Source organism: Streptomyces katrae, from assembly GCF_000966975.1.
Classification (GTDB): Bacteria; Actinomycetota; Actinomycetes; order Streptomycetales; family Streptomycetaceae; genus Streptomyces; species Streptomyces katrae.
This window is the reverse complement of record NZ_JZWV01000028.1, coordinates 1-9,559: the sequence shown is the minus strand read 5'-3', so window position 1 is coordinate 9,559 and position 9,559 is coordinate 1. Positions and strand designations below refer to the sequence as shown.

Sequence of the window (9,559 nt, the reverse complement as noted above, 5' to 3'; positions counted from 1 at the left end):
GCGCCACCGCGTACGGGGCCGGGGTCGCGGCCTCCGGCGGCGCGTGGACCGCGACGGGTGCGCTGGTCGCCGGGGTGATGTCGGCGTGGATGGCCCTGGTCGGCGCCGTCACCAAGGACCTCGGTGACGTCAGCGGTGACGCGGCCGGCGGCCGCCGTACCGTCGCCGTCGTCCGCGGCCCGGCCGCCGCGCGGGCCCTGGCCGTGGCCGGCGCCCTCACCGTCGGCGCGGCCGCACCGGCGCTGGCGCTGCTGTGGGCGGAGCCCGCCCTCACGGTGGCGGTGCCGGTGGCCCTGGGGTCGGTCTGGGTGGTCGTCCGCGTGCTGCGCGGCGCCCGTCGGGAGCACGACGGCCGCGCGGAACGCCGCGGCGCCTACCGGGCGTTCATGGTCACCCAGTACGCCGCGAACCTGACCGCGCTGGCCGGCCTGGCCCTCCCGGGGCTCCTGGGCTGAACCCCCCGGCCCGCCCCTGACCCGGTCCGGAGTCGAAGCCGGAACCGCCCGCCACGATCACCGACCGCGCCGCTCCAGCGGCGCGGTCACCTGTTTTCCGGGAACATCTTGTTCAGCGCCTGCACGCGGGAGCTGATGCCCAGCTTGCGGTACGCGTTGTGCAGGTGCCGTTTGACGGTCGCCTCGGTGATCTCGAAGCGCCGGCTGATCTGCCGGTTCGTCAGCCCCTCGCGCACCGCCTCCAGGATCTCCCGCTCGCGGAGGGTCAGCACCTCCAGGGCCCTCCAGGGCCTGCGGCTCCAGTTCCGCCTGCTCCCTCAGCCCCGACGGCCCCTGCGGGCGTTCGGCGGGGGCCTCGGGCCGCGCCGCCTCCTCGTAGCCGCGGATCCCCTGGTAGAGCCGGGCGCCGGTGACCGTACGGAACGTGGTGCTGATCTCCTGCTGCAACGAGTGCCGCTGTTCGGCCGGCACCAGGTCCGCCGCCCGCGCGACCGCCTCCCGCATGGCCTCCCAGAGCACCTCCGCGGCCCGCACCGACTCGGACACCGGGATCCGCTGGGTGACGCGGTGCGCCCCGAGGAGCCGGGAGTACTCGCCGACCCCCGTGACCTCCGCCGGCCGGCCCGTCTCCAGCGACTGCGCGCACTCGGCCACGATGTTCCGCGCCTGGTAACGGCACTGCTGCCAGGCGTCTTCACGGGTCGCCAGGGGGCTGCCGAGGCGCAGGAGTTCCGCCCGGTACGCCTCGATGACCGCGGGCGCGGCGGTACGGAGTTGCTGCGCGGCTGCCTGACGACTCAACTCTCGCTCACCTTCCCCCGGGACCGCGGCGGGCCCCGTGGTCGGCCCCGCTGCGTGAACGCGGAGAAACTAACACCCTGGAGATCCGAGGGAAACGGGCGTCCGAAGAGTGAGAATGCATCGTTCCGGCGCCCCCGCTGCCACGGATTTCGTGGTTTTGGGTCGCCGGACCGATGTATTTCGTTGTCATGGACAGGCCGGGACGGTGGCCCCGTCCGCTCAGGAGGTCCTGGCCCGTTGGGTCACGACGATGCAGGCCAGGACGATGCACGCGGTCAGCGGCACGGCCGCACCGATCGTCTCGCCCATCAGCAGTACGGCCCACAGCAGGGTCAACAGCGGCTGCGCGAGCTGCAGTTGGCTCGCCCGGGCCACACCGATGAGCCCCATGCCCTTGTACCAGACCACGAACCCGCCGAACTGGGAGACGGCCGCGATGTACGCCATGCCGATCAGGGCCTTCGACGTCAGGTGCACCGGTTCGTGCGGCAGCGCCCACAGGGACACGGCGATGTTGACCGGAGCGGCCAGCACCACGCCCCAGGCGATGACCCGCCAGCCGGGCATCCGGGCGGAGAGCCGCCCGCCGAAGGCGTAGCCGGCCGCGCAGACGACGAGGGCGCCGAAGAGGTAGAGCTCGGCGACCGTGGGCCTGCCGTGGCTCTGCGAGAGGGTGAACGCGATCACGGTCGCCCCGCCGGTCAGCGCCGCGGCCCGGAACACCTTCGAGGGCCGGCGCCGGGTGAGGACCGCGGAGAACGCCGCGGTCGCCATCGGCAGCGCCCCGATGACGATCGCCGAGTTCGCCGTCGACGAGGTCTGCAGGGCCAGGGTGGTGAGCAGCGGGAACCCGATCGCGCAGCCGCCCGCCACCACGGCGAGCGCGGGCCAGTCGCCGCGGGCCGGCAGCGGGGCCCGCGTCACCAGCAGCGCCGTGCCCGCGATCAGGGCGGCCAGCACACCGCGTACCCCGATGGCGCTCCACGGGCCGAACCCGTCGAGGGCCCACACCGTGCCGGGGAAGCTGAACGAGAAGCTGAGCACGCCGAGGGCGGCGTAGAGGGTTCCGCGCACCCCGACCGGGGCGGCGGCCGCGGCCGCCGGGGCGGACCCGCCGGCCGGAGCCGGCGCCGTCGAGGTCTCTTGTGTCGTCTGTGCCGTTGTCATGGTCGTCATCCGTTCTTGCGGGTTCGGGAGATGTCTTCCAGCCGTGCGGCGATGGCCCGCGCGAACCGGTGGGCGGAGCCCTCGGCGAAGGGCATGCTCAGCGACGGCTCGCACACTTCGAGTTCGAGCAGGACGGGCCTGCCCTCGCCGTCGCGGATGAGGTCGACACGGCCGTAGAGCAGCGGCCGTTCCAGGTCCAGCCGTGCCACGACCGCCTTCAGCGCCGCCGAGGCGACCGCCCGTTCGTCCGGGGCGGCGTCCCGCGCGGTACGGGCGTCCTGCGTGGGTACGTCCACCGTGCCGTCGGGCAGCAGCAGCGCCCGCTTGCGGATGGCGTGGCTGTACTCGCCGTCGAAATAGATCAGGTCGGTCTCGCCGTCACGGTCGATGGCGTCCATGTACGGCTGGATCAGTGCGTCGCAGCCCTGTTCGAGCAGCTTGGCGATGTGCCGGGTCGCATCGGGCTCCTGCGCGCGGGAGAACCGCTGCACGTCCCGCGAGTAGGCGCCGACGGTCGGCTTCACCACGAACTCGGCGGCGTCGGGATACCGTTCGAGGAAGGCCCGCAGGGCGTCGGCCGGCTCGGCCTCCGGGGCCACGAAACTGCTCGGCACGACGGGCACCCCCGCCGCGTCCAGATCGCCCAGGTAGCTCTTGTCGAGGTTCCAGCGCACCACCGGCAGCGGGTTGAGCAGGTGCGTCACGGAGGTGACGCGCTCGCACCACCGCAGGAAGCGCGGCAGCTGCTCCACGTAACTCCACGGGGACCGCAGCAGCACGGCGTCGAAGGCCCCCCAGTCGATGTCGGGATCCTCCCAGCTGCATATCTCGGCCCGTACTCCGGCCTCCTTGCACGCCTCCAGCAGCAGCGGCATGTCGTAGTCGATCGGAAGGCTGGTCATGTCGGTGGCCAGGGCCACGTGGTTGCCCATAGATGTGCTCCATGTGATGTACCGGGATTACCAGGGGACGGTTTCGCCGCGGTGCGTGTACGTGCCGGTGGGGCCGTCGTCGCCGAGCAGCGCCATCGCCACGCCCGTCCGCGCGCCGTCCTGGACGGAGAGGTCGCCCTCGCCGTCGTTGAGGCCGGTCCGGGTGTAGCCGGGGTGCACGGCGTTCACCTTGACCGGGGTGTCGCGCAGTTCGTAGGCGAGGTGCACCGTCCAGGAATTGAGGGCGCTCTTCGACGCGCTGTAGGCGGGCAGCGACTTGAACATGTCGCTGTAGGCGTACGAGGCGGGATCGCCGTGCGTGCCGACGGAGCCCAGCAGGCTGGACAGGTTGACGATGCGGCCGGCCGGCGAGCGCCGCAGCAGCGGCAGGAAGGCCCGGGTCACCTCGACGACGGCGAACAGGTTGGTGTCGAAGGTCCGGCGCCACTGTTCGAGGGGCTGCTCCGAGGGCTTCCTGCCGTACTCCTCGACGCGGATCGCGGCGTTGTTGACCAGGATGTCGAGCCGGCCGTACGACCGCTCGACCTCGGCGGCGGCGGCCAGGACGCCGTCGCCGTCGGTCACGTCGAGGACCAGCGGCTCCACCGGGAGCCCCGCGTCGCGCAGCTCCCCGGCCGCCGCGGCTACCGCCGCGCGGTCACGGCCGGAGAGGAGGACGCGGACGCCCTCGGCGGCGAGCCTGCGCGCCGTCTCGAAACCGATGCCGCGGTTCGCGCCGGTGACCAGCGCCAGCCGGAAGGGGTGGGGGTGGGGGGACATGTCGAACCTCCGGAGGGCCAGAGCGAGCTGAGGAACTTCGTGACGGGCGGGCCGAAGCGGCCGATGTCGACGAGGAAGGCGTCGTGGCCCTCGTCCGACTCCAGGGCCAGGAACTCGGTGTCCGTACCGCCGGCGCCGAGGCCGTCGGCGATCTCCCGCTGCTGTCCGAGCGGGAAGAGGATGTCGGTCTCCACACCGATGACCAGGGCCTTCTCCAGCCGGATCCCGGCCAGGGCCTCGGCGGTCGAGGAGCCGCAGGACTCGCCCAGGTCGAAGCGGTCCATGCACCGGCTGAGATGGAGGTAGCTGTTGGGGTCGAAGCGGCCCGAGAACTTCCGGGCGTGGCTTTCGAGGTACGCCTCGACCTCGAACTCGGGGCCGAAGGGCTCGTCCCGCGCCCGGCGCTCCTCCGGGATGCGGTCGCGGCCGAACCGGCGCTCCCATTCGCGGGCCGAGCGGTAGGTCGTCATGCCCAGCTTGCGTGCCGTGAGCATGCCGCGGTGCGGATGGTCCTCCGTGTCGGGACCGGCGTAGCGGCCGCCGTTCCACCGCGGGTCGAAACGGATCGCCTCCCGCTGGAGCGAGCGGATCGCCGTCGCGAACGGCAGCGAGCTCGCCGACCCGCAGATGTTCAGGTGGGCGCGGACCAGACCCGGATGCCGGGCCAGGAGCGACAGGGAGCTCATCCCGCCCATGGAGGTGCCGATGACGCAGGCCAGCCGCTCGACGCCCAGGGCGCGCACGGTGTGAGCGGCGGCGTCGGCGATGTCCTCCATCGACAGTTCCGGGAACCGAGGCCCGTACGGGACGCCCGTGGCGGGGTCGAGGGAGGCGGGCCCGGTCGAGCCCTTGCAGCTGCCCAGCGCGTTCAGGCAGATCACGTACCAGCGGTCGGTGTCGACCGGCTTGCCCGGCCCCACCATGGCCTCCCACCAGCCGGGCGCCGGATCCCCGGGGTGGGAGGCGACATGGCTGTCGGGGGAGAGGCCGGTGAGGATCAGGAGCGCGTTGTCCCGTTCGGGGGCCAGCCGCCCGAGCGTCTCGTACGCGACCCGCGCACCGCTCAGGGTCCCGCCGCGGAGCAGCGGGAAGGAGCCGGGCAGGGCGGCGAAGCGGGCGGCCGGGGGGACGAATTCCCAGCTCACGTCAGTTCCCGGAGTCCAGGGACGCGAGCCACTCGTCGTCCGAGCCCTCGTTGACGCCCTCCATCAGGAAGGTGGACAGGTACCGCTCCCCGGTGTCCGGCAGCATGGCGAGCAGCACCGACCCCTCCGGGGCGGTCTCCGCGATGCGCAGCGCGGTGGCCAGGGTGGCGCCGGCGGAGATACCGGCGAAGATGCCCTCCTCCGCGGCCAGCCGGCGGGAGGTGTCCCGGCCCACCGTCTCGTCGATGGTCACCAGTTCGTCGATGACGCTGTCGTCGAGGACGCTGGGCACGAAGTTCGGGGACCAGCCCTGGATCCGGTGGACGTTCCACTCCTGCTTGCCCAGGATGGCGGCGTTCTCCGGTTCGGTGGCGACGATCCGGACGCCGGGGCGGGCGGTCTTCAGCATCTGCCCGACGCCGGTGAGGGTGCCGCTGGTGCCGAACCCGGTGACGAAGTAGTCCAGCCGCTTGCCCGCGAAGTCGGCGAGGATCTCCGAGGCCGTGGTCTCCCGGTGGTAGGCCGGGTTGGCGGGGTTGTCGAACTGGCGGGCCCGGAACCAGCCGTGTTTCTCCGCCAGTTCGTCCGCGATCCGGTTGCCGCCGCTGCTGCCGAGCGCACCGGGGAAGAGGATCACCTTGCCGCCGTACGCCCGGATGAGCTGGCGCCGCTCCAGCGAGTAGGTGTCGCCCATGACGGCGACGAAGTGGTAGCCGCGCGCGGCGGCCACCATCGCCAGGGCGATGCCGACGTTGCCGGAGGTGCACTCGACGATCGTGTCACCGGGCTTCAGCTCCCCCCGTGCCTCGGCGTCGAGGACCACGGACAGCGCCAGCCGGTCCTTCACGGAGCCGCCGGGGTTGAAGGCCTCCACCTTCACGTACACCGTGGTGTGCGCGGGGGCGAGCCGGTTCAGCCGGACGATCGGGGTACGGCCGACGGTGTCGAGGATGCTGTCGTACAGGGGCATGGGGGATCTCTCCTTGGCGGGCTGGTGAGGGGGGAGGGGAAGCGGGCCTACCGGCCGGCGAAGGCACGCGCGACGAGGTTCCCGGGGACGTTCTCGGCGACGTTCTCGAACACGGGCGCGACCATGTCGAGGACCACGGCGACCGCCCGCTCGTTCTGCTCCTCGTCCGTGGTGGCGTCGAACTCGGCCAGCTCGACGCCGAGCAGCCGGTCCGCCGGGATGGTCTCGAAGACCATCCGGATCTGCTCCGGGAGCAGCCCGTCGGGGACGGTGTAGTCGGCGGGCACGTGGCCCGGTTCGAGCACGTCCCAGTCGATGTGCACCCACACGGGGCGGTCGCCGATGGCGTCGAGGATGTTCTCCGCCGTCGTCTCGGCCGGCGGGATGACCCGTACCCCTGCCTTCGCGATCAGCTCGGCCTCGCCCTCGTCGATGTCCCGGGTGCCGACCAGCACCGCCTGCGAGACGGGCAGCCCGCCTCCGTGACCGCTCTCCCACAGGCCGCACGCGGCGGAGAGCACCATCCCGCCCAGGTAGCCGCTGCTGGTGGCGGGGGTGTTGAAGTCTCCGTGCCCGTCGATGTAGAGCACCACGGCCTCCGGCAGCTCACGGGCCACCACCGGCAGCGTGCCGATGCTCGCGGGGCAGGTGTTGGAGACCAGGACCGTGCGGTGGCCGGCCCGGATGCTCTCGCCGACGGCGCGGCCGAGCGCGTTCAGCTGCCCCTCGGCCTGCGGGAGGCTCTCGCTCCAGTCGTCGTCGGCGGCAGGCGCCGGCTCCCCGATCCAGCGGCCGGCGAGCCCGTACCGCTGTTCGAGGGCCCGGGCGATCCGGGCCGCGCCCTCGATCATCCGGGGCTTGCGGTCGGCCACCCGGCCCTGGGAGACGATGAGGTCGATCATGGCTCAGGAAGTCCTCTGCGTGTCGTCGTCGATACGGGGTGAGAAGGGGCAGACATCGCTCCGCCCGGTGTTCTCCTCGATCAGGCCGTACTGGTGCCATTCGAGGGCGCCGATGCCGTAGGAACCCAGCTGCGGGGAATGCGGCACGCCGTCGTAGCGCTGAATCCGGTTGCGGATGTTGGCGCGCACCTTCCGGCCGCTCGGAGTGTCTCCGGCGAATACGTCGAAGCGCTCCCGGGGATTGATGACGAGAACGAACGACCGGCCGAGATTCCGGCTCCGGCGGATCCGGTGCCCGGGGTTGCTCATATTGCAGAAGAGCGGCATTCCGTTGAAGCACATGGACCACGCCTCGTCACCGGGCTGCCGGGCGACCCCGGCCGGCCAGGGCGCGGGGTCGACGCGGTGCAGCTCCTGCAGCACGTGCCAGCCGAAGGCGTGGTACTCCTCGACCGACTCCCCGGCCACGGCCTCCGGCGAGAACACCACGACCAGCGGATACGCGGTGTCCAACTGCCCGTCCCAGCGCCCGGCCTCCTCGACGTACTCCGTGAGCGCCGCTGCCAGGTGCCGGATGCCGCCGCTTCCGCCGTCGGGCACGAAGACGAACCTCAGGAGCTGCTTGCGAAAGGCGTTCCGCGAGAACACACAGGGAAAGTCCGGGGCGGTGAGCCGTTCCGTGATTTCCTCGACTGCGGTGCGCTGCCAGCCTTCTTCGAATTCGGTTGTCTGCGCCTGGGGAACAATTGCTGTGGTGTGCTGCGACGTGTGCACCTAGCCATCCGTTTCTGCGGTTACGGGCTGTGGCGATGGCCATGTTTGCCCGCGGAACCGGAGTGCCGCAATGGCTTGAAACGAAGGGTTGAGAGGCCCGCCGGGCCCCGTACAACGAAAGTTGTAGACCCCGCCCCGGACTGCCGCTCCGGGAAATGAGTGGCCGCCGGAACGGGCCGTCGTTAGGGTCGGGCGCAGCGTCCCCTCCGGAAGAGAGAACACCGCCCGATGAACGACTCGCAGCTGGTCCGCCCTCTCCCGGTGAGCGGATTTCCCGAATGGCTGCCGGAAATCCGCATGGTCGAGCAGAGGTGGCTCGACGTCATCCGGTCGGGATTCGAGAGGTACGGGTTCTGCTCGGTCGAGACCCCCTCCGTGGAACCCCTGTCGGTGCTCACGGCCAAGGGCGAGACCTCGAACGAGGTGTACGCGCTGCGCCGGCTCCAGGAGGACGCGGACGACACGAGCGATTCCCGCATCGGCCTGCACTTCGATCTGACCGTGCCGTTCGCGCGGTACACGGCCCAGCACTTCAACGAGCTCGTCTTCCCGTTCAAGCGCTATCAGATGCAGCGCGTTTGGCGCGGGGAACGGGCCCAGGACGGCCGGTTCCGTGAATTCACCCAGTGCGACATCGACGTGATCAACGTCGACCGGCTGCCGCTCCACTTCGACGCCGAGCTGCCGCGCATGATCCACGAGGTGATGACCGCCCTGGACCTGCCCGAGTGGACGCTCGGCATCAACAACCGGAAGGTCCTGCAGGGGTTCTACGAGGGGCTGGGCATCGCGGATCCCCTGGCGGTGATCCGGGCCGTCGACAAGCTGGACAAGGTGGGGCCGGAGGGCGTCGCGAGGCTCCTGTCCGGCGAACTCGGCCTGCCCGCCCGGACCGTCGACTCCTGTCTGGCGCTCGCCCGGCTGCGCGGTGAAGGCCCGGCCGTCGTCGACGCCGTCAGGGACCTCGGGGTCACCTCGGACCTCCTCGCCGAGGGACTCGACGAGCTGGGGTACGTCCTGGACTCCCTCGGCGACCTGCCCGCGGGCGCCGTCGTCGCGGACCTCTCGATCGCCCGCGGGCTCGACTACTACACGGGGACCGTCTACGAGGGGAAGTTCACCGACTGGCCGGACTACGGGAGCATCTGCTCGGGCGGCCGCTACGAGAACCTGACCGGCTCCTTCATCCGGCGCGGCCTTCCCGGCGTGGGCATGTCCATCGGACTGACGCGGATCTTCGCCAAGCTCCTGGCGGAGGGGCTCCTGGAGACCGGCCCCAAGTGCCCGAGCCAGGTCCTCGTGGTCATCCCGGCGGACGAACGCCGGCGCGCGGCCGAGACCACGGCGGCGGGTCTGCGGCGGCGCGGCATGAACGTCGAGCTCTACCACCAGGCCGACAAGGTGGCCAAGCAGCTCCGCTACGCGTCCCGGAAGGGCATTCCCTTCGTCTGGTTCCCGCCCTTCGAGGAGGGCGGGAACCACGAGGTCAAGAACCTGACGACCGGCGAGCAGACCCCGGCCGATCCCGCGGTGTGGGTTCCGTCCCCCCGTTGGACGTCGTCTGAGGAGGTCGGTCAGATGGTGGCGGTGTCGATGACGAAGCGGTAGCGGACGTCGCTGGTGAGGACGCTGG

At 71.4% G+C, this 9,559-nt stretch carries 11 protein-coding genes; 3 read left to right on the top strand and 8 right to left on the bottom strand.

The window, feature by feature from the left end:
- A partial coding sequence (locus tag VR44_RS02090; RefSeq protein ID WP_045945599.1) for a UbiA family prenyltransferase occupies window positions 1-455 on the top strand: 455 nt, incomplete at its 5' end.
- Window positions 456-541: 86 nt separating this feature from the next.
- Here VR44_RS02090 and VR44_RS02085 read toward each other — a convergent pair.
- Entirely contained in the window at window positions 542-727 is a 186-nt protein-coding gene (locus VR44_RS02085; RefSeq protein ID WP_045945598.1) for a response regulator transcription factor, read from the bottom strand.
- 137 nt (window positions 728-864) lie between these two features.
- On the opposite strand from VR44_RS02085, the gene VR44_RS02080 reads away from it, so the two are divergent.
- Window positions 865-1,128: a hypothetical protein gene (locus VR44_RS02080; protein WP_045945597.1), complete on the top strand. Its 264-nt coding sequence runs from the start codon at window positions 865-867 to the stop codon at window positions 1,126-1,128.
- Between the two features lie 347 nt (window positions 1,129-1,475).
- Here VR44_RS02080 and VR44_RS02075 read toward each other — a convergent pair whose 3' ends face one another.
- The 7 genes from VR44_RS02075 to VR44_RS02045 are packed head-to-tail and all read right to left on the bottom strand — an operon-like array spanning window position 1,476 to window position 7,926.
- A complete protein-coding gene (locus tag VR44_RS02075) occupies window positions 1,476-2,432 on the bottom strand; it encodes a DMT family transporter (RefSeq protein WP_211274999.1) in 957 nt (318 codons plus the stop codon).
- Window positions 2,429-3,355 carry an ATP-grasp domain-containing protein gene (locus VR44_RS02070; protein WP_045945596.1) on the bottom strand — a complete coding sequence of 309 codons (927 nt, stop codon included), beginning with the start codon at window positions 3,353-3,355 and terminating at the stop codon, window positions 2,429-2,431. The genes VR44_RS02075 and VR44_RS02070 overlap by 4 nt, the downstream gene beginning before the upstream one ends.
- A gap of 27 nt (window positions 3,356-3,382) precedes the next feature.
- On the bottom strand, window positions 3,383-4,078 hold the full coding sequence (locus VR44_RS46800) for an SDR family oxidoreductase (protein ID WP_245691585.1): 696 nt from the start codon (window positions 4,076-4,078) through the stop codon (window positions 3,383-3,385).
- Complete coding sequence (metX, locus tag VR44_RS42140) at window positions 4,000-5,280, bottom strand: homoserine O-acetyltransferase MetX (protein WP_211274998.1); 1,281 nt, start codon at window positions 5,278-5,280, stop codon at window positions 4,000-4,002. The genes VR44_RS46800 and metX overlap by 79 nt, the downstream gene beginning before the upstream one ends.
- A gap of 1 nt (window position 5,281) precedes the next feature.
- The gene (cysK, locus tag VR44_RS02055; RefSeq protein ID WP_045945595.1) at window positions 5,282-6,250 is read right to left on the bottom strand and encodes a cysteine synthase A; all 969 of its coding nucleotides are present in this window, start codon (window positions 6,248-6,250) and stop codon (window positions 5,282-5,284) included.
- Between the two features lie 47 nt (window positions 6,251-6,297).
- Entirely contained in the window at window positions 6,298-7,152 is an 855-nt protein-coding gene (locus VR44_RS02050) for an arginase family protein (RefSeq protein ID WP_045945594.1), read from the bottom strand.
- A 3-nt stretch (window positions 7,153-7,155) separates the two neighbouring features.
- Complete coding sequence (locus VR44_RS02045; RefSeq protein ID WP_052713425.1) at window positions 7,156-7,926, bottom strand: YqcI/YcgG family protein; 771 nt, start codon at window positions 7,924-7,926, stop codon at window positions 7,156-7,158.
- 228 nt (window positions 7,927-8,154) lie between these two features.
- Between VR44_RS02045 and hisS the strand changes: the two genes are divergently transcribed.
- On the top strand, window positions 8,155-9,534 hold the full coding sequence (gene hisS / locus VR44_RS02040; RefSeq protein ID WP_045945593.1) for a histidine--tRNA ligase: 1,380 nt from the start codon (window positions 8,155-8,157) through the stop codon (window positions 9,532-9,534).
- Window positions 9,535-9,559: the final 25 nt, after the last annotated feature.